The organism is Streptomyces aurantiogriseus, from assembly GCF_014649375.1.
Classification (GTDB): domain Bacteria; phylum Actinomycetota; class Actinomycetes; order Streptomycetales; family Streptomycetaceae; genus Streptomyces; species Streptomyces aurantiogriseus.
On record NZ_BMSX01000009.1, the window covers coordinates 127,715 to 145,877 of the forward strand.

The 18,163-nt window shown below is 72.7% G+C and carries 14 protein-coding genes; 7 read left to right on the forward strand and 7 right to left on the reverse strand.

Annotated elements, in window-relative coordinates:
• Positions 1 to 526: 526 nt before the first annotated feature.
• The 3 genes from IE263_RS20315 to IE263_RS20325 are packed head-to-tail and all read right to left on the reverse strand — an operon-like array spanning position 527 to position 4,003.
• Positions 527 to 1,153, reverse strand: a complete 627-nt coding sequence (locus IE263_RS20315; protein ID WP_189938559.1) for a TetR/AcrR family transcriptional regulator — start codon at positions 1,151 to 1,153, stop codon at positions 527 to 529.
• A 50-nt stretch (positions 1,154 to 1,203) separates the two neighbouring features.
• The gene (locus IE263_RS20320; protein WP_189938561.1) at positions 1,204 to 3,288 is read right to left on the reverse strand and encodes a YhgE/Pip domain-containing protein; all 2,085 of its coding nucleotides are present in this window, start codon (positions 3,286 to 3,288) and stop codon (positions 1,204 to 1,206) included.
• Complete coding sequence (locus IE263_RS20325) at positions 3,260 to 4,003, reverse strand: ATP-binding cassette domain-containing protein (protein WP_229911075.1); 744 nt, start codon at positions 4,001 to 4,003, stop codon at positions 3,260 to 3,262. The genes IE263_RS20320 and IE263_RS20325 overlap by 29 nt, the downstream gene beginning before the upstream one ends.
• A gap of 195 nt (positions 4,004 to 4,198) precedes the next feature.
• Between IE263_RS20325 and IE263_RS20330 the strand changes: the two genes are divergently transcribed.
• From IE263_RS20330 to IE263_RS20340, 3 genes are all read left to right on the forward strand, one after another.
• Positions 4,199 to 4,762, forward strand: coding sequence for an SAV_6107 family HEPN domain-containing protein (locus IE263_RS20330; protein ID WP_189938570.1), 564 nt, complete (start codon positions 4,199 to 4,201; stop codon positions 4,760 to 4,762).
• A 260-nt stretch (positions 4,763 to 5,022) separates the two neighbouring features.
• Positions 5,023 to 5,847, forward strand: a complete 825-nt coding sequence (locus IE263_RS20335; protein WP_189938572.1) for a methyltransferase — start codon at positions 5,023 to 5,025, stop codon at positions 5,845 to 5,847.
• 277 nt (positions 5,848 to 6,124) lie between these two features.
• Positions 6,125 to 6,526 carry an SCO2097 family morphological protein gene (locus IE263_RS20340; protein ID WP_189938575.1) on the forward strand — a complete coding sequence of 134 codons (402 nt, stop codon included), beginning with the start codon at positions 6,125 to 6,127 and terminating at the stop codon, positions 6,524 to 6,526.
• Between the two features lie 267 nt (positions 6,527 to 6,793).
• Here the strand turns inward: IE263_RS20340 and IE263_RS20345 are convergent, their stop codons facing one another.
• The 4 genes from IE263_RS20345 to IE263_RS20360 all read right to left on the reverse strand — a co-directional run bounded on the left by IE263_RS20345 (position 6,794) and on the right by IE263_RS20360 (position 12,502).
• Positions 6,794 to 9,301, reverse strand: coding sequence for a transglutaminase TgpA family protein (locus IE263_RS20345; RefSeq protein WP_189938577.1), 2,508 nt, complete (start codon positions 9,299 to 9,301; stop codon positions 6,794 to 6,796).
• Positions 9,298 to 10,674, reverse strand: coding sequence for a DUF58 domain-containing protein (locus IE263_RS20350; protein WP_189938579.1), 1,377 nt, complete (start codon positions 10,672 to 10,674; stop codon positions 9,298 to 9,300). Before IE263_RS20350 ends, IE263_RS20345 begins: the two co-directional genes overlap by 4 nt.
• Positions 10,674 to 11,711 (reverse strand): AAA family ATPase, encoded by a 1,038-nt coding sequence (locus IE263_RS20355; RefSeq protein ID WP_189938581.1) that lies wholly within the window; start codon positions 11,709 to 11,711, stop codon positions 10,674 to 10,676. The genes IE263_RS20350 and IE263_RS20355 overlap by 1 nt, the downstream gene beginning before the upstream one ends.
• Before the next feature lie 173 nt (positions 11,712 to 11,884).
• On the reverse strand, positions 11,885 to 12,502 hold the full coding sequence (locus IE263_RS20360) for a beta-class carbonic anhydrase (RefSeq protein WP_189938972.1): 618 nt from the start codon (positions 12,500 to 12,502) through the stop codon (positions 11,885 to 11,887).
• A gap of 355 nt (positions 12,503 to 12,857) precedes the next feature.
• On the opposite strand from IE263_RS20360, the gene rsmH reads away from it, so the two are divergent.
• From rsmH to IE263_RS20380, 4 genes are all read left to right on the forward strand, one after another.
• The gene (gene rsmH, locus IE263_RS20365; protein ID WP_189938583.1) at positions 12,858 to 13,814 is read left to right on the forward strand and encodes a 16S rRNA (cytosine(1402)-N(4))-methyltransferase RsmH; all 957 of its coding nucleotides are present in this window, start codon (positions 12,858 to 12,860) and stop codon (positions 13,812 to 13,814) included.
• Between the two features lie 72 nt (positions 13,815 to 13,886).
• Complete coding sequence (ftsL, locus tag IE263_RS20370) at positions 13,887 to 14,420, forward strand: cell division protein FtsL (protein ID WP_189938585.1); 534 nt, start codon at positions 13,887 to 13,889, stop codon at positions 14,418 to 14,420.
• A gap of 5 nt (positions 14,421 to 14,425) precedes the next feature.
• On the forward strand, positions 14,426 to 16,387 hold the full coding sequence (locus IE263_RS20375) for a peptidoglycan D,D-transpeptidase FtsI family protein (RefSeq protein ID WP_308430635.1): 1,962 nt from the start codon (positions 14,426 to 14,428) through the stop codon (positions 16,385 to 16,387).
• A gap of 48 nt (positions 16,388 to 16,435) precedes the next feature.
• A complete protein-coding gene (locus IE263_RS20380; protein WP_189938589.1) occupies positions 16,436 to 18,160 on the forward strand; it encodes a UDP-N-acetylmuramoyl-L-alanyl-D-glutamate--2,6-diaminopimelate ligase in 1,725 nt (574 codons plus the stop codon).
• The last annotated feature ends 3 nt before the right edge of the window (positions 18,161 to 18,163 follow it).

The following is an 18,163-nucleotide window of genomic DNA, read 5'->3' on the forward strand; positions in this document are numbered from 1 at the left end:
CGGCGCGGGCCCTGGCCGCCCGGGCGAATCCGCGAGACCGGGACGCCGGGGAAAACCCCGGATCTTCCGCGAGAGGGAGTACGGAGTCGGACGCGATCGTCACCAGACGGCCGCGCGGCGTCCTGGAGATGAGCACGCAGGTCTGAGTACGCGTACCTAGGCGGTGAGATGAGTACGCGCGCGGATGGGGAGCGACCTGCGCGAACGGGAGAGTGGAGACACGGGAAGGGGCGCGGCACCGGCACCGCCGACACGGGGCGGCGGAACGGGGCCGGCCCTCGACCGCTCCTTCCGTCGGCCCGGTCGGCGGAAGCGAGGCACGGGGGGACCCGGGGGAACGACCGAACGGGGGAGCAACAGGGGGAACGGGGGAACGGGGGAACGGGGGAAACGGGGGAGCACGAGGAAGCGCCGGTTCGCGGTGGCTCGCGGGGGACGTGGCCACGACGGACCGGCGCTTTCGTGCACGCGCGCGTGGAAGGGCGGTTCTGGCCATCTCCTGCACGCGCGCGTGGAGGGGGCGGTCTCAGGCCCGCCCGCTCACCCGCCCCTGCAACAGCCGCGACAGCGCCGCGTGGACGTCGTCCAGGGACCGTTCCGGCTGGAAGGCCTGCCAGTCCAGGGCGGCCACGAGGACCATGCCGACCAGCGCGGCCGCCGTCAGCGGCACATCGATCTCGTCGCTGAACTCGCCGTTCTCGATGCCCTCGCGCAGCACGTCCTCGACGACCGCCACCGCCTCCTGGCGGACCACCATGAGCGTGGACTGCCAGGCCCGGTTGGTGCGCCACAGCTCGGCCACGTAGAGCTGCGTGAACGCCGGATAGCGGTCGATGAAGAGGAGACCCGCGCGGATCATCGCGTCCAGGGCGTCGACCCGGCTGCCGCCCTCCCGTGCCGTGTTCTCCGCCGCCTCCCGCAGGGAGGCGGTGAGCAGACCCACGCCGTGCCGCAGCAACTCCTCGAAGAGAACCGACTTGCTCGCGAAGTTGTAGTAGACCGTGCCCTTCGCGACGCCGGCCCGCTCGGCGATCTCGTCCACCGTGGTGGCGGAGAAGCCCTGCTCGGCGATGAGGGTGACGGCCGCCTCGTAGAGCTTCTGCCGGGTGGCCTCGCGGCGGGTGCGGCCGCCTGGCGTGGTGGTGCTTTCCATGCCCCTGATTGTCACAGGAACCCGGGCGTCCCGAGGCCGTGATCGCGTGGTCACAGGCTCAGCTCCGGGTGCAGCCGGTCGAGCGTCCACACCTGGCGGCGGCGCGCGGCAAGGGCGGTCAGCGCGAGGGCGCCCGCGGTGAAGGCGATCAGCACCACGCACGCGTGCCACACCGGTTGCAGACCGCCGCCCGTGATGAGCCTGCGGAGGCCCTCGACGACGTAACTCATCGGCAGGTAAGGGTGGATGGCGTTGAAGAAGCCGGGGCTCGTCTGCACGGGGTAGGTGCCGCCCGCGGACGTCAGCTGGAGCATCAGCAGGGCGAGGACGAGGATCCGGCCCGCCGCGCCGAAGCGCGCGTTGAGCCACTGCACGAGCGCCGCGAAGCAGGCCGTCACCAGGAACAGGAAGCCGACCGTCCCGGCCGCCCGCGCCATCTCCAGGCCGACCGCCCAGTGCAGCACCGCCATCAGGGCCGTCGTCTGCAGCACGCCGATCGCCACCACCGGCAGCCAGCCCGCCAGCGCGACCCGCCACGCCGAGGCGCCCGCGGCCAGCGCGCGCCGGTTCATCGGCGGGATCAGCATGTAGGCCACCATCGCGCCCACCCACAGCGACAGCGGGATGAAGTACGGGGCGAAGCCGGTGCCGTAGTTGGGCGCCTTGTGCAGGTCCTTGGTCGCGAGCTGTACGGGGTCCGCCATGACGGCCGTGCGCGCGTCGCGGTCCTGCTTGTCGTAGTCGGGGATCTGCTCGGCGCCGTCGTGCAGACCGCCGGCGAGCTTCACCGAGCCGTCGACCAGCTTGTAGATACCGCCGTTGAGGTCCTCGGCGCCCGTCCTGAGCCTGCCTACGCCCTTGTCGAGGTCCTCGGCTCCCGTCTTGGCGGTGCCGAGGCTGGTGTGCAGCTTCTTGGCGCCGGCGGCGACCTTGGCGGCTCCCTTGTCGAGCGCGTTGATCCTCGTCACGGCGTCGGTGAGGTCCTCGGAGAGGTGCGGGGCCCGGTCGGCGAGCGCCTGCGCCTGCTTCTGGAGCGTGCCGAGGTTCGTGCGGAGCGTCTTCAGGTCGCCGTCCTGGTCCGCGACGATCGTGTTGACGTCGTCGGCGATCAGCGCCACGTCGGCTGCCGCGTCCTTCGCCTTCTTCAGGTCGGCGCAGGCGGCATCGGGCAGCACCGGGGTCTCGCAGCGCGTCCTGTAGACGCCGGCCAGCGTGTCCGAGGCCGTGTGCGCGCCCTTGGCGGCCACCGGCGCCGTCTTCACGAGGGTGGCGAGGTGGCCGCGGATCACCTTGGCGGAGTCGGCGACGAGCTGGGCGGTGTCCCCGATGGTCTTCTCGTTGTCCTCCAGGAAGGGCCCCACCTTGTCGGCGACCCCGTTGACCTTGTCGGCGAGCGTCTTCGTGCCGTCCGCGACCTTCTGCGAGCCGTCCTTCAGGTCCCCGGCGCCCTTGTTCAGCTTCTTGAGGCCCTTGGACAGCTTGCCGCTGCCCTCCTTGGCGTCCTTCAGCCCGTCGGCGAGGTCCTGGGAGCCCTTCTCGGCCTTCCCGATGCCGCCTTTGAGCTTGTCCGCCCCGTCGGCGGCCTCCGCCGTCCTGCCGTGGATGTCGGAGAACGAGATGAAGATCTTGTCCAGGAAGGAGCGCGACGCCTTCGTCGACGCGGCCGTGCGCACCTCGCTGAAGACGGTCCGTGAGATCTGCCCGACGATGTAGTTGTTCGCGTCGTTCGTACGCACCTGGAGGGCGCTCGTCACGGGGGAGTCGCCCGAGCTGGAGGCGATCCGCGCGCTGAAGTCGGCCGGCATGGTCAGCGACAGGTAGTACGTCCCGTCCTCCACGCCCGCGCGTGCCTGCGCGGCGCTCACCTCGTGCCAGTCGAAGACCTCGCTGTCGCGCAGCCCTTCGGTGATGTCGTCCCCGGCGGCGATCCGCTTTCCGTCGGCACTCGCCCCCTTGTCGTCGTTCACCAACGCCACGGGGATGCGGTCGAGACGGCCGTACGGGTCCCAGAAGGACCACAGGTACAGGGCGCCGTAGAGGAGGGGCAGCAGCAGGAGCGCGACCAGGGCGGCCCGGGGGAGCTTGCCCCGGCCGAAGCGGCGCAGTTCAAGCGCGGCCAGTTTCGGCGAGCGCATCAGCCGTCTCCTCCTCGTCGTTCTCGCCGCTCGTGCGGGTGGTCACCGTGACGGCGCCTTCAGGGGCCTCGCCGCACACCGCGACGACGGTCGTCCCGGCCTCGGTGAGGGACGCGAACAGGGCGCGCACGTCGGCGCGTTCGGCTTCGGACAGCTTCAGATCGGCGTCGTCGATCCCGAGCAGCCGCGGCTGCCCGACGAGGGCCAGCGCCACGGACAACCGCAACGCCTCCAGCCGCTCCAGGTCCCGTACGGAGGTCCGCGAGCCCTTGGGCAGGGACTCCCGGTCGAGCCCGGCCGCGTCCAGCGCGGCCTCCACACGCAGCTTCGTCCGGTCGGCCTTCTCCGCGCGCGGCCGCAGCAGCTCCCGTACGGAGCCGCCGAACCGCCGCTCCAGCAGCGCCCGTTCGCGCAGATGCTCGCCGACGGTCAGGGCCGGGTCGAGGTCGGTGACGCCGGCGACATGGGCCAGGGCGCTGATCCGGCGGACGGCCGCCGACTGCTTCGGCAGGTGTGCCGTGCCCACGGTCGCCGTGCCTTCCGTCGCCTTCATCCGGCCGGTGAGAGCGAGCAGCAGGCTCGTCCGGCCGGATCCGGACGGCCCCTCGATCACGATCAGCGAGCCCGGCTCCGCTTCGAGGCCGACGTCCCGGAACGCCCACCCCCGAGGGCCCCGGAGTCCGAAGCCCTCGGCTGTGACACCGACTCCCTCCACAGCTCCCCCTGCCTTCCCGAGCGTTCTGAGCGCTGCGCTGAATTTGAACTGACTGGTCAGTGCAAAAACTAGCCCGAACCTTCGATCGAAGCAAAGGCCCAGGTCAGAACGGATTGTCAGTGGCATACCTCACGATGGGCACATACGGCATCCCGTGTCAGGGCATGCCGTCACACAGACGACAGGAGGTTCGTCATGGCCAGCTACCACGCAGCAGCCGCCCGCCGGCGCCGCGCCACCGGCCCTGCCCCCTCACTGACCGGCCCGGCGAGCGACGTGCACCCCGTGCTGCGCCGGACCACGGCCCCGCCGGCCGCCCTCGACCTGCTCGCCCAGGCCCGCGCCGGACTGGACGAGGCGACCGTCCTCGAAACCCCCAACGAGCGGTACGCCACGGCCCATCTGGCGGCCCTGCGCACCGCCGCCGCCGTGCTCGCCGCGCGAGGCCGGCCGGAGACCTCGTCCCGACGCCGGGCCCGCATCAGGAGCGCCTGGGAAGTGCTCCCCGAGATCGCGCCCGAACTCACCGAGTGGAGCGCGCTGTTCGCCTCCGGAGCCCGGCGTCGCGCCCGGGCCGAGGCCGGCATCCAGGGCGCGGCCAGCCGCCGCGACGCCGACGACCTGATACGCGACGTGGCGACGTTCATCCGTCTCGTCGAGCGCATGCTGGTCCTCCAGCCGGTCCTGCCCCAGCCCCGCCTGGAAGGCGACGAGCCGGACGCGGCCCGCGAGGGGCGGGACATGCCGGACGCGGGGTGAGGAGGGACGCGCGCCGGGGGCGCGGACCGGCGGGCGGAGGGCCCACCTGCCGGATCCGGGCCGGGCGAGGTCGCAGCGCCGCAGCCCCACCCGGGCGCCGGCCCCTCCCACTCGTGCCCACCGCACGGACCAGGCCCCGCACCGGAGGCAATAGGGTGGAAGACGCCTGAAGCCTTCCCTTCTCCCCCAGCCGGGGCCGGGGAGGCAGCCCGTTCGCTCCGCCGCGCAAGAGGCGGTGCCGCGCCGAGGAGTCAACTGCCGTGTCGGACCCGATGCGCCCTCCCGCCTCCCACCGCCCTCACCCGGCGTCGCTACGCTCCGACCCCTCCCGACCCCGCGCCGCTCTCCGTACCGCCGTGGTCTGGGAGGTCCTCCAGGACGCCCTCGACCGCCGGGTCAAGGCCACGGGACGTGAGTCGCTGGACGTCCTCGACACCGGGGGCGGCAGCGGCAACTTCGCGGTGCCCGTCGCCCGCCTCGGGCACCGGGTCACCGTCGTCGACCCCAGCCCCAACGCGCTGTTCGCCCTGGAGCGCCGGGCCGCCGAGGCCGGCGTCGCCGACCGCGTCCAGGGCGTCCAGGGCGACGCCCACGGCCTCTTCGACGTCGTCGAGCGCGGCGGCTACGACGCCGTGCTGTGCCACGGCGTCCTGGAGTACGTCGACGACCCCGCCGAAGGCGTCCGCAACGCGGTGGCCGCACTGCGCTCGGAGGGCGTCCTCAGCCTGCTCGCCGCCGGTCTCGGCGGAGCCGTCCTCGCGCGCGCCCTCGCCGGCCACTTCACCGAGGCCCGACAGGCCCTCACCGACCCGGACGGCCGCTGGGGCGAGGGCGACCCCGTGCCCCACCGCTTCACCGCCGAACAGCTCACCGACCTGGTCGAGGGCGCCGGCCTCAGGGTCGGGGCCGTCCACGGCGTGCGAGTCTTCGCCGACCTCGTCCCCGGCGTGCTCGTCGACACCGAGCCCGGCGCCCTGGAGGCCCTGCTGAAGCTGGAGGAGGCCGCCGCCGAACTGCCCGCCTTCCACTCCGTGGCCACGCAGCTTCATGTGCTCGGTGAGACGCGGGGAGCTGACGGGGCCTGAGCCCCCACCCGGGGCGCGCCGCTGATCAGCGGCGCGGCTGCACATGGAGTACGCCACAGGCCCCCCGTTCGGGCGCTGTGCGCCGTATGATCGAGGGAGACCGCCCGGCATGACGGGTCGGCCGCTGGGGAATGGAATCTCCAGCGGGCCGGGACGTCCATGACGGGCTCCGGTTGGCCAATTGGCGTAGAGGGGCGGGTTTCACGGGGGCGATTCCCTGCCTATCCTGAAGGGACCCCCCGGGTCGCCCCGGCGACTGCACGATGAGGAGGACTCCGTGCCGCTCTCGGAGCACGAGCAGCGCATGCTCGAGCAGATGGAGCGAGCGCTGTACGCCGAAGATCCCAAGTTCGCGTCGGCGCTTGAGGGAAGCGGGCTGCGTACGTACACCCGGCGGCGGGTCTACCAGGCAGTCGCGGGCTTCCTCGTGGGTATCGCGCTCCTCATGGCCGGTATGGTCGCCAAGCAGGTCTGGCTCAGCGTGGTGGGCTTCCTCGTCATGCTGGGGTGCGCGGTTCTCGCCGTGACCGGCTGGCGCAAGGCTCCCAAGCCGGGTGAACAGCCGGCGGGTGGAGCGCCGCACGCTCGCGGTCAGGGACGGCCGAAGCGCTCCATGATGGACCGCATCGAGCAGCGCTGGCAGCGCCGCCGTGACGAGCAGGGTGGCCACGGCCACTGACCTCGTCGTCGGCTGCCGACCAGGAGCTGTGTGCTGACGTTGTGAGAGGGTGATCACCCGGCCGGGTGATCACCCTCTCACCTGTGCGCCCACGCCGCCGACCCCACCGGCACGGCAACAGACCACGCGGCAACAGACCACGGCGCTCAGCGACGGCCCATAAGCGTTCGGCCCCCGTCCCGGGGATCTCTCCCGGGGCGGGGGCCGAACGCTGTCCCACTGGCCTGGCGGTCCACCGGGCCCACCGGCCCAGTGGCGGCCGCTCTCTCAGCCACCCTCCTGTCCGGTGGACGGCGACGGGCGGCGCACCAGGGTCGCCAGGCGAGCCGCCCAGGCGGCCTTGAACGCCGTCCAGCGGTCGGTGAGGTCCCAGACCGCGCGGATGGCCGAACGCGGTGCGAGGACCGCCCGCAGCCGGGTGCGCCGGCTGGCCCGCCCGCGCAGGGCCGCCCGCACCTTCCGTACCTCGTCGGCCAGCCCGGCCTCGGCCCGCGGCTGCGGGGCGTACAGCACCTGCTCCACGGCGCCCGCCACCCGGTGCACCGACCGGGCCACCGGCTCCTCCAGCTCACCGAGCCGGACGACCCGCGCGGCAGCCCGCCGGGGCGTGAGCGCCTCGTCGGGCGCGATGCCGTAGTCCCAGGCCGTGTCCGTGAGCTCGCGCCAGACCGCCAGGACATGCCCGACGGCCGCCTCCGTGGCCTCGTGCGCCGGCACGTCCAGCACCACCGCACCCGCGTCGACCCCCGCCTGACCGGCGCCGCCGTCCTTGCCCAGCTCCGGGCTCACCCCGGCCGGCGCGGACCCGGCGTGCTGGCCCGACGCCAGGCGCACCGAGCGCCGTCTCAGCCGCCACAGCATCGGCAACAGGGGCAGGATCAGCGCCGCCGCCCCCAGCAGCGACCACCCGGCGATCTTGTACCACGGTGTGCCACCGCCGCCCTGCTCGCCCTCGTCCAGCGGCAGTGCGCTGGTGCAGCCCTCGAGCTTCTTGTCGTCCGCCGAGCAGCTCGTGCTCGCCGAGGGCTCGCTCGACGGTGCGGCGTCCGCCGAAGGCGTGGCCTGCGGCAGTTCGGGGACGGTGTTGTTCGAGGACTCCGGCAGCGTGTACGTGGGCGTCGTCCCCCGGGTCGGGGTCGGCTCGAAACGGGTCCAGCCGACGCCCTCGAAGTACAGCTCCGGCCAGGCGTGCGCGTCCTTCAGACCCACCGACACCGAACCGTCCGCCTGCGGGGAACCGGGCGCGAAGCCCACCGCGACCCGGGCCGGTATGCCCAGCGTGCGGGCCATCGCCGCCATCGCGAACGAGAAGTGCACGCAGAAGCCCTGCTTGTTCCGCAGGAAGCGGGCGATCGCGTCCGTACCGCTGCCGACCTCGACGTCGGTGTCGTACTCGAAGCCGCCCGTCACCGCGAAGTAGTCCTGGAGCTTGACCGCCCGCTCGTAGTCGTTCGCCGCGCCCTCGGTCACCTGCCGGGCCGTGCGGGACACCACCGCCGGCAGCGAGTCCGGCACCTCGGTGTAGTCGCTCTTCAGCGAGCCGGGCGCGTCGGGCGCCGAGGCCAGCTGCTCCGCCGTCGGCCGCACCTCGAGGCTGTTCACCTCGTACGTCTTGCCGCGTGTGTTCTGGCCGTGGTCGCCGACCAGGGTCATGCCGACCGGCTCGTACCGCCAGTTGCCGCTGATCTTCACGCTGCTCGGCGGGTACGGCATCGGCAGCCAGTCCTGGGCGTACCAGTCGGCGGCCGAGACCCGGGTCGTGATCTCCGTGCGCCGGACCTGCGGGCGCAGGCCGGTCGGCGTGGGCAACTCGTCGGGCACGGCGACGATGTCGCGCTTCGACGGCTTCCACGTGGTGCCGTCGAAGTCGTCCAGGGAGACGATCCGCAGGTACAGGTCGGAGATGTCGGTGGTGCTGGTGCGCAGGGTCAGGACCGTGCGGTCCTCGTCCACGTTCAGGCTGTCGCGCAGCGACACCAGCGGGTTGACCGCGGAGATCGTGCCCCCGCTGCCGGTGCCCGCGCCCACCCCGGTGCCGGCGCTGTCCAGCAGACCGCCGTCGATCGCGGGCAGCGGCAGCAGCGGCACCACCAGGGCCACGCCCAGGGCGACCGCGCCGATGCGCCGCCCGGTGCGCACCGGGGCCACCGGGCCGGACGGCCCGCCCGGGGTGCGCGCGGCGCCGCCGAAGACGCGGCCCCACTGCGAGAGCCGCTCACGGCCCTCGGCGAGGAGCAGCATCAGGTATCCGGCGGCGGCGACCAGGAACCACAGCCAGTCGGCGGCTCCGTCGGACAGGCCCGCGGCGATCGAGTACAGCGCGAGCAGCGGCAGCCCGGCCGGGGCCGCGTTGCGGAAGGTCACCGCGAGGGTGTCCACCAACAGGCCGATCAGCAGCACACCGCCGACCATCATCAGCCGGATGCCGTCGGACAGCGGTGCCGGTATCGCGTACCGCCCGACGTCGTCCGAACCCGCCTGGAGCAGGTCGGCGAAGTGCTGGAAGGCCTCCGGGCCCGGGATCAGCCCGACCAGGGCGTGCTCCCGGGCGAAGACGAGGGTCAGCAGCACCAGGGTGACCAGGGCCTGCGCCAGCAGGGTCAGCGGCCGGGCCAGCGGCACCCGCCGGGCCGCCGCACCCACCCCGGACTGGATCGCCAGCAGGAACGTCGCCTGGAGGAACCATGTCGCCGGGTCGACCAGGGGCAGCAGGGCGCACGAGGCCATCAGCGTGGCCGCCGCCGAGCACAGCGTCAGTCGGGCCCGCCCGCTCATGATCCCCCCTCCCTTCCGCTCGTCCCGCCCGCCGTCACGACGCCGGAGCGCTCACGGTCCGCCTGGCGCCACAGGTCGCTCAGCGAAGCGCCCCGCGGCACGCTCAGGACCGTCCAGCCCGCCTCGCGCAGCATCCGCAGCCGCTCCTCCGTCCTGTTCGTCGGTCCGGGCACGTCGTTCGGTTCACGCCCCCAGCTGTCGCCGTCCATCAGGAAGGCGACAGCGCCCCCGCTGCGCTGGCGCATCTTCGCGGCCACCGCGGCCTGCTCCTCGTCGAGGTCGCCGAGGAAGGCCACCAGCAGCCCCTCGTTGCCGCCGCGCAGCACGTCATAGGCCCGGGACAGGCCGGCGCCGTCGGAGTGGTCGATCACCGCGAGGGTGTCCATCATCAGTCCGGCCGCGTCCGCCGTCTCCTGGCTGGCCCCGGCGAACCCGTCGGCGCCCTCGCCGGGCACCGAGTTGCCCGTGTCCGTCAGGAGCCGCACGGAGAAACCCCGCTCCAGCATGTGCACCAGCGCTGAGGCGGTGGCCGAGACCGCCCACTCGAAGGCCGAGTCGGGGCCGGCACCGGCGTAGGCGAGGCCACGGGTGTCGAGGAGCACCGTGCAGCGCGCGCGCTGGGGCTGCTCCTCGCGGCGCACCATCAGCTCGCCGTAGCGGGCCGTGGAGCGCCAGTGCACGCGGCGCAGGTCGTCGCCGTAGCGGTACCCGCGCGGGATCACGTCGTCCTCGCCGGCCAATGCCAGCGAGCGCTGCCGCCCGTCGCCGTACCCCTTCGCCTCGCCGCTCAGCCGGACCGGCGGCAACGGCTCCACGCGCGGGACCACCGTCAGCGTGTCGTACGTCGAGAAGGAGCGGCTCAGCTCGCACATGCCGAACGGGTCGTTCAGCCGCAGCTGGAGCGGGCCGAGCGGGTAGCGGCCGCGCAGGTCGGAGCGGACCCGGTAGGACACCTCGCGGCGGCCGCCCGCCTCGACCCGGTCCAGGACGAAGCGGGGGCGCGGGCCGAGTACGTACGGCACCCGGTCCTGGAGCATCAGCAGGCCCGTGGGCAGCCGCGAGACGTTGTCCATCCGCAGATGGACGCGGGCCTCGCTGCCGGCGGGCACGCGCGCGGGAGAGAGCCGGCGGCTGCCGGCGACCCGGTACCGGGTGCGGTAGACGACGGCCGCGCAGACCAGCGGCAGCGCGGCCAGCAGCAGCCCCACCCGCAGCAGGTCGGGCTGCCCGAGGACGTACGCGCAGATGGCGGCCGCGATGCCGGCGGCCAGGAAGGAGCGGCCGCGGGTGGTGAGGCCGGCCAGAGCGGTGCGCACGCCGCCCTTCTCACCCCGGCCGCTCTCCGCCTGCCCGATCCCCCCGGCGGTCGTCATCACAGCCTCCGCGGCGGCTGCTGGCCGTAGGCCTGCGCGCCGGCGCCCACGCCGTAGGCGCGCTGCTGCTGGGGCGCCGCGGGCACCGGGGTGCTCTGGAGGATGTCCTCGACGACCTGCTCCGCCGTACGGCGGTTGAGCTGGGCCTGTGCGGTGGGCAGCAGGCGGTGGGCCAGGACGGCGACGGCGAGGTTCTGCACGTCGTCCGGCAGCGCGTAGTCCCGGCCGCCGAGAGCGGCGGAGGCCTTGGCCGCGCGCAGCAGATGCAGCGTCGCGCGCGGGGAGGCGCCGAGTCTGAGGTCGGGGTGGGTGCGCGTGGCGGCGACCAGGTCGACCGCGTACCGCCGGACCGCCTCGGCCACGTGGACACCGCGGACGGCGTCTATCAGCTTCACGATCTCGTGCGCGTGCGCCACCGGCTGGAGGTCGTCCAGGGGGTTCACCCCGCCGTGCACGTCGAGCATCTGCAGCTCGGCCTCGGGGCTGGGGTAGCCGATGGAGACGCGGGCCATGAAGCGGTCGCGCTGCGCCTCGGGCAGCGGGTAGGTGCCCTCCATCTCGACCGGGTTCTGCGTGGCCACCACCATGAACGGACTGGGCAGCTCGTACGTCTGCCCGTCGATGGTGACCTGGCGCTCCTCCAGCGACTCCAGCAACGCGGACTGCGTCTTGGGCGAGGCACGGTTGATCTCGTCGCCGATCACGATCTGCGAGAAGATCGCGCCCGGCTTGAACTCGAAGTCCCGGCGCTGCTGGTCCCAGATGGACACACCGGTGATGTCCGAGGGCAGCAGGTCGGGCGTGAACTGGATACGCCGCACCGAACAGTCGATGGACCGCGCCAGCGCCTTCGCGAGCATCGTCTTGCCCACGCCCGGGACATCCTCGATCAGAAGATGCCCCTCGGCGAGCAGCACGGTCAGCGAAAGCCGTACGACCTCGGGCTTGCCCTCGATCACCCCCTCCACCGAACTGCGGACACGCTCCACAGTGGCGGTCAGATCAGTGAGGCTCGCTCGATCGTCATAGGTCGTCACCCGGCCCTCCTCGGCCCGTTACTTCCGGGCCGACGCCTGCTCTGCGGACCGGCCCACCCCGAAACACGGGCACCACGCGTGGAAAGTTCCGCGTGACGCCACTCCCGCATTCTTGCCGCCGTTACCGATTCGTGTCACTCGCCTGTGGACAACTGACAGCGATATGTCAGCTCTTAAGACGGTTGCACCGGATCGATCTCGCGCAGCAGGCCCGTCTTCACATCGAAGACGAAGCCTCGCACGTCCTCGGCGTGCAGCAGGAACGGCGAGGTGCGCACCCGCTGCATCGACTGACGTACGTCCTGGTCGACGTCCCGGAAGGCCTCCACGGCCCAGGCGGGACGCTGGCCCACCTCCATCTCCAGTTCGGTACGGAAATCCTCCGTGATCGTCTCAAGGCCGCAGCCGGTGTGATGAATCAGGACGATGCTTCGGGTACCCAGCTTTCGCTGGCTGATGGTGAGTGAGCGGATCACGTCGTCGGTGACCACACCGCCCGCGTTGCGGATCGTGTGACAGTCGCCGAGCTCCAGGCCCAGCGCGGCGTGCAGGTCGAGACGGGCGTCCATGCAGGCCACGACCGCGACGTGCAGGACGGGGCGGGCGTCCATGCCCGGATCGGTGAACTCGGCGGCGTACCGCTCGTTCGCCTCGACCAGGCGGTCGGTCACGGTGCCGCCGCGTATGGCGCCTTCGGACTCGGTGGGAACGGATGCAGAGGTCGTCATAGCCATGACGGTACTGGTCACCGCCGTTCCGGTCCTGTTGTGAGATGGGAAAAAGAGCGTCATCACGCCGTGCTTGTGAGGTAAGCCACAGGGGTGAGAGTCGGTTACCCGAACGGGTGATTTTCGCCGGTTCGGCGCTTCACGGCCGCGCCGGGCCGCGACGCGCAGACCGGTTGATTGACCACGGGAGAGGGTGGACTAAAGTGACGCGAAGCGGGAGGCGACGATCTCCCCGCTGACTTCCCCGTGAGACCCCGGCGCGGCAGCCGGAGATCTCCCCGCGTGCGCGGCGCGTACGTACGGCTCGGCCTCCTCCCGCTCCCGGTCGGCTGACGCTTCCGGCGCCGGCAGGCCTCCCCTTCTCGAGCGGGCGGGGACCCGGCGGTGCGTATGGGCCCGCCGGATCTGAGAGGGCCCCTTGAGCCACAGTCGACATGTCCCGGTGATGCTCCAGCGGTGCCTGGACCTGTTGGCCCCCGCCCTCGAGCGGCCCGGATCCGTCGTCGTCGACTGCACGCTCGGCCTCGGCGGGCACAGCGAGGCCCTGCTCACCCGGTTCCCCGAGGCCCGGCTCGTCGCCCTCGACCGCGACAAGGAGGCCCTGCGGCTGTCCGGCGAGCGCCTCGCCCCCTTCGGCGAGCGCGCCACCCTCGTCCACGCGGTCTACGACGAGCTGCCCGCCGTCCTCGAACGGCTCGGCATCGCGCGCGTGCAGGGCGTCCTGTTCGACCTCGGCGTCTCCTCCATGCAGCTCGACGAGGCCGACCGTGGCTTCGCCTACGCCCAGGACGCCCCGCTCGACATGCGCATGGACCAGACGACCGGCATCAGCGCCGCCGAGGTCCTCAACACCTACCCGGCGGGCGAACTGGTGCGCATCCTGCGGGCGTACGGGGAGGAGAAGCAGGCCAAGCGGATCGTCTCCGCGATCGTGCGCGAGCGGGAGAAGGAGCCCTTCACCAACAGCGCCCGGCTCGTCGAACTGATCCGCAACGCGCTTCCGCAGGCCGCCAAGCGCACCGGCGGCAACCCGGCCAAGCGCACCTTCCAGGCCCTGCGCATCGAGGTCAACGGCGAACTCGCCGTCCTGGAACGGGCGATCCCGGCCGCGGTGAAGGCCCTCGACGTCGGCGGACGGATCGCCGTGCTGTCGTACCACTCGCTGGAGGACCGGCTCGTCAAGCACGTGTTCGCGGCCGGTGCCGCCACCACCGCGCCGCCCGGGCTGCCGGTCGTGCCCGAGCGCTACCAGCCCCGCCTCAAGCTGCTCACGCGCGGTGCCGAACTTCCCACCGAGGAAGAGGTCGCCGAGAACCGGCGAGCCGCTCCGGCGCGGCTGCGGGGAGCCGAGCGCATCAGGGAGGACATCGAGTGAGCGGAGTGCGGCGGGCGCGCCGGGGAGCACCCCGGACCAGTGGGTTCGTGACTCCGACCCAGGGGAGGGCGAGTGAGTAGGAAACCCGAACTGCGGGGCAGGGCCGCCCGGCTCGTGCATCTCTTCCCGACGGGCCCGCGCCAGGCCGCCCGCACCCCGTTCGTCCTCCTTGTCGTCCTGCTCCTCGGCGGCGGCCTCATCGGTCTGCTCGTGCTGAACTCGGCGCTCAGCGAGGGCTCGTTCAAGATGGACGACCTGCAGAAGGACACCAAGAACCTCACCGACGAGGAGCAGTCGCTCCAGCGGGACATCGACTCCTACTCCGCCCCCGACGCCCTCCAGCGCCGCGCCCGCGAACTCGGCATGGTCCCCGGCGGCGACCCGGCCTTCCTCAACCCCGACGGCACCGTGAAGGGCGTCCCCTCGGCCGCCCCCCAGCGGTCCGCGGCGGACACCCCGACGGTCGTACAGCCGCCCGAGGCCATCGCGACGGGCCTGCCTCCATCGGCGTCCGTCCCGAGCGCCTCGCCGAGCCTCCCGTACCCGGCGCCGCCCGTCCCGGGCGCCTCCCCGACCGCAGCCCTCCCCACGACTCCCGGCAGGTGACGGAAGTGTCCGACAGGCAACCGCCGCGCCGGCGCGTGCCCGGCCCCGCCCGGTCCTCCCGCCCGGCGTCCGATCGGCGGCGCCCCGGCCCCGGCGCCCGCCCGGCCCGCCGCCCGGCCGCGCCCCGCCCCGCTGCCCCCCGCGTCATCCGGCTCGGCAGCCCCCGCCCCCGCCTGCGGATGGTCGGTTTCGCGCTGGCCCTGGTCCTGATCGCGTTCGTCGTCCGCCTGCTCCAGGTGCAGGCCGTCGACGCGAGCACGTACGCCGCCAAGGCCGAGCGGAACCGCTACGTCGGCCAGGTGCTGGCCGCCGAGCGCGGCGAGATCACCGACCGCGCCGGCGTGGCCCTCGCGACCAGCGAGGACGCCTACGACATCACGGCCGACCCGACGATGTTCGGCTACGAGCAGCTGAAGATCGAGGACGGCCCCGAGCAGGCGGCCGCCCTCCTCGCGCCGATCCTCGGCCAGGAGCAGGCCGATCTCGTCAGGAAGCTGCGGCCCAAGGACCCGAGGGCGCGCTACGCCAAGCTGGCCGGCCGGCAGACGCCGCAGGTCTGGAAGCAGATCAGGGACCTGAAGTCCGCGCTCGCCACGAAGTCCGAGACGGACAGCACCACGGTCAACGTCCTCGCCGGTGTCTTCTCCGTCCCCAGCAGCAAGCGCGTGTACCCCAACGGCGAGCTCGCCGCCGGGATACTGGGCTGGGTCAACGCCGAGGGCAACGGCGGCGGCGGGGTCGAGCAGCAGTTGAACAGCACCCTGGCCGGCAAGGACGGCAAGATCCGCTACGCCCAGTCCGGCGGCCGTCAGGTGCCCACCGCGGGCTCCACCGAGACGCCCGCCGTGCCCGGCTCCGACGTCGAGCTGACGATCGACCGCGACATCCAGTGGGCCGCTCAGAACGCCATCACCGAGCAGGTGGAGAAGTCCAAGGCGGACCGCGGCTACGTCGTCGTCCAGGACACCCGCACCGGCGAGATCCTCGCCATGGCCAACTCACCCGGCTTCGACCCCAACGACCTCGCGAAGGCGGACTCCGAGGCCCTCGGCAACGCGGCCGTCCAGGACGCCTACGAGCCCGGCTCCACCGCCAAGGTCATGTCGATGGCCGCCGTCCTGCAGGAGAACGCCGCCACACCGCTGACGCACGTCACCGTGCCCAACCGGCTGCACCGCGGCGACCGGCTGTTTCAGGACGACATCGACCACCCGACCTGGTACCTCACGCTCAACGGCGTGCTCGCCAAGTCCAGCAACATCGGCACCATCCTGGCCACCGGCCAGCTCGGCAAGACGCAGGCCGAGGCCAACCGGGTCCTCTACTCCTACCTGCGCAAATTCGGCATCGGCAGCCCGACCGGGCTCGGCTTCCCCGGCGAGACCAAGGGCATCCTCGCGCCGCCGGACAAGTGGTCGACCTCGCAGCAGTACACGATTCCTTTCGGCCAGGGCGTGTCCATCAACGCGCTCCAGGCGGCCTCCGTCTACTCGACGATCGCCAACGGCGGCGTCCGCGTCGAGCCGACCCTGGTGCGCGGCACCAAGGGGCCCGACGGACGCTTCACGCCCGCCCCCGCCCCGCAGAAGACGCGGGTGGTCAGCCAGAAGACGGCGAAGACCCTCGCCCAGATGCTGGAGTCGGTCGTGGACGACCGGGAGGGCACCGGCACCAAGGCGCGCATCCCCGGCTACCGCGTGGCGGGCAAGACCGGTACCGCGAACCGCGTGGATCCGGCCACCGGCAAGTACCGTGGCTACACCTCGTCCTTCGCCGGTTTCGCGCCCGCCGACAACCCCCGCGTCACCGTCTACTGCGCGATCCAGAACGCCACCAAGGGCAGCTACTTCGGCGGCCAGATCTGCGGCCCCGTCTTCAAGCAGGTCATGGAGTTCGCCCTGAAGACCCTGCAGGTCCCCCCGACCGGGGCGAAGCCCGCGAGCCTCCCGGTCTCCTTCGCCCCCTGAGCCCCCAGCCCGCCCGTGTTCAGCGCCGAACAGCCAGGAATCCAGCCCGTGACCATGATCACCCCCGATCCCGGGAACCACGCCCCGCCCGGGCTCCCGCCCACCGCCTCGCTTCGCCCCCAGGCGGGTGGGCCCGGTACGCTCACCGCCGTGCCACACGCTGATCAGTCCCAAACCACCCAGAAGGGCGCTTCCGTGACATATCCGGGACCGCCGCGACCGGTTCAGGTCTCCGCCACACCCCTCGCGGAGCTCGCCGATCAGCTGGGTGCCACCACGCCGGAAGGCGCTGCCGAGGTCACGGGCATCACCCACGACTCGCGCGCCGTCCGCCCCGGCGACCTGTACGCCGCCCTCCCGGGCGCCCGCCTGCACGGTGCCGACTTCGTCACCCAGGCCGCCGGCCTCGGCGCGGTCGCCGTGCTGACGGACCCGACCGGTGCCGAACGCGCCGCCGCGACCGGCCTGCCGGTCCTGGTCGTCGACGACCCGCGCGGGCGGATGGGCGAGCTGGCGGCCGCGATCTACGGCCATCCGGGCCGGGACCTGCTCCAGATCGGCATCACCGGCACCTCCGGCAAGACCACCACCGCGTATCTCGTCGAGGGCGGCCTCAGGACCACCCGCAGCACGGACGAGGGGGGCCGGCGCGAAGCGCCGTCGGTCGAGGGCGGTGGTGGGCGACGGGTGGGACTCATCGGCACCGTCGAGATGCGCATCGGCGACGAGCGCATCAAGTCCGAGCGCACCACCCCGGAAGCCACCGACCTCCAGGCCCTGTTCGCCGTCATGCGCGAACGCGGTGTCGAGGCGGTCGCGATGGAGGTCTCCAGCCACGCCCTGGTCCTCGGCCGGGTCGACGGCTGCGTGTTCGACATCGCCGTGTTCAACAACCTCAGCCCGGAGCACATGGAGTTCCACTCCGACATGGAGGACTACTTCCGGGCCAAGGCGCAGCTGTTCACTCCGCGACGCAGCAAACTCGGCGTGATCAACCTCGACGACGAGTACGGCCGCCGGCTCACCCGCGAGGCCACCGTCCCGGTCGTCACGTTCTCCGCCGAGGGCCACCCCGACGCCGACTGGCGCGCCGTGGACGTCGAGGTCGGTCCGATGGACTCGACGTTCACCGTCGTCGGCCCCGAGGGGCAACGCGTCGCCGCCAGGTCGCCGCTGCCGGGCCCCTTCAACGTGGCCAACACCCTCGCCGCGATCGTCGCCCTCGCCACCGCCGGCCTCGACCCGCAGACCGCCGCCGACGGTGTCGCCGCCGTGCCGGGCGTGCCGGGCCGGCTGGAGCGGGTGGACGCCGGGCAGCCGTACCTCGCGGTCGTCGACTACGCGCACAAGACGGACGCCGTCGAGTCGGTCCTCAAGGCGCTGCGCAAGGTCACCAAGGGCCGGCTGCACGTCGTGCTCGGGTGCGGCGGCGACCGGGACACCACCAAGCGGGCGCCGATGGGCGCCGCCGTGGCCCGGCTCGCCGACACCGCCGTACTGACCTCCGACAACCCCCGCTCCGAGGACCCCCTCGCGATCCTCGCGACGATGCTCCAGGGTGCGGCGTCCGTGCCGGCCCACGAGCGCGGCGAGGTGCAGCTCTTCGAGGACCGGGCCGCCGCGATCGCCGCCGCCGTCGGCCGGGCGCGGCCCGGGGACACCGTGCTGGTCGCGGGCAAGGGCCACGAGCAGGGCCAGGACATCGCCGGTGTGGTCCGTCCGTTCGACGACCGCCAGGTGCTTCGCGAAGCTATCCAGAAGACCCAGGGATGAACT